The organism is Pseudoalteromonas sp. Isolate3 (assembly GCF_022398505.1).
Lineage (GTDB): Bacteria > Pseudomonadota > Gammaproteobacteria > Enterobacterales > Alteromonadaceae > Pseudoalteromonas > Pseudoalteromonas apostichopi.
This window is the reverse complement of record NZ_JAKEVN010000249.1, coordinates 1-1,451: the sequence shown is the minus strand read 5'-3', so window position 1 is coordinate 1,451 and position 1,451 is coordinate 1. Positions and strand designations below refer to the sequence as shown.

1 protein-coding gene is annotated in these 1,451 nt (G+C 32.5%); it reads left to right on the top strand.

Annotated elements, in window-relative coordinates:
- Positions 1–179: 179 nt before the first annotated feature.
- The coding region (locus L1D46_RS20620; protein ID WP_239978168.1) for a serine/threonine-protein kinase at positions 180–1,451 on the top strand (1,272 nt) is incomplete at its 3' end.

Sequence of the window (1,451 nt, the reverse complement as noted above, 5' to 3'; positions counted from 1 at the left end):
CATATTACGTGATTAGATTGTATAAAACTTTATGTGAACTAGTTGTTTTATATAAACTAATATGTTGATTTAACAAATGAATCAGCCTAATAAATAAGATGGAAGATAGGTAAGTTTTGACTATACTAAATTAGTAGTAGCTATATAGTAGCTTGTATCTTTTTTAGTAAGGAGTTCTCTTGCCGATTCCAGGATATAGTTTAGTTGATTGTATCGACAATAGTGGTTACTTCTTACTTCATAGCGCTAAGTCACTAAAAAATGGTGACTTGGTCCTTATAAAGTCACTAAAAGAAGTAAGTAGAGACAAAGATACAATAAACAAGCTTTTACTTGAGCATGCATTTTCAGATAAATTAGACCATCCTAATATTTTAAAACCTATTAATTTCATTAACGAAGATGACTGTACAGCCATCATTTATGAATATTTTCCTGCCAAGCTTCTTTCTAAACTTTTACAAAAAGCGACTATTTCGGTAAATGATTTTCTGCCATTAGCTGTTAAGCTCTCAGAAACGGTCAATTATTTGCACTCTAAAAAATTAATTCATAAAGATATTAACCCCCATCACATTTTGATTAGTGATGATTTATTTAGCTTTAAATTATTTGGTTTACATATTGCGACCTCTCTTTCGAAGTCTTCACAAAACTTAACTAGCCCGGCAGTTTTAGAGGGTACCCTCGCTTATTTATCACCAGAACAAACCGGGCGTATTAATCGAAAAATAGATTGCCGCAGTGATCTTTATTCTTTAGGCGCCAGTTTTTATGAAATGCTAACTAGTAAACCTCCTTTTAGTGAACAGGATCAACTAGCACTTGTGCACTGTCATATAGCTAAAAAAGTTGTGCCAGTTAATAAAATTAATACAAACATTCCAAAAGTTATTGCTGATGTTATTAGTAAGCTACTTCAAAAAAATGCAGAAGATCGTTATCAATCAGCTTGGGGGTTAGCAAAAGATTTGCAACTAATTTCAGCTCGGTTTGAGAATGATCCATCACTCACTAATTTTGAATTACCAAATGTAAACTTCTCAGCATCAGAGCAATTTAATATTCCGCAGAAGTTATATGGTCGTAAAAAAGAAATAGCTGATTTGTTGCAGTCTTTTGAGCGTGTCGCCCAAGGTAGTTGTGAAATATTTTTAGTATCTGGTTATTCTGGTGTCGGAAAGTCTGCTCTGGTGAAAGAAGTCTATAAACCAATGACTGGAGAGTATGGATATTTTAGTTCTGGTAAGTATGATCAGTATCAGAGAAATATCCCTTATTCTGCCATCACTGATGCCTTAAATAAATTTTGTCGTTACATTTTAACAGAACCTAATGATGAATTAATTCTTTGGCGTGATATTTTTAACAACCACCTCACTGATAAAGCAGTATATTTGTGTAACATAATCTCTGACTTAAACCTAATTCTGAAAATTAAAGATATAGAT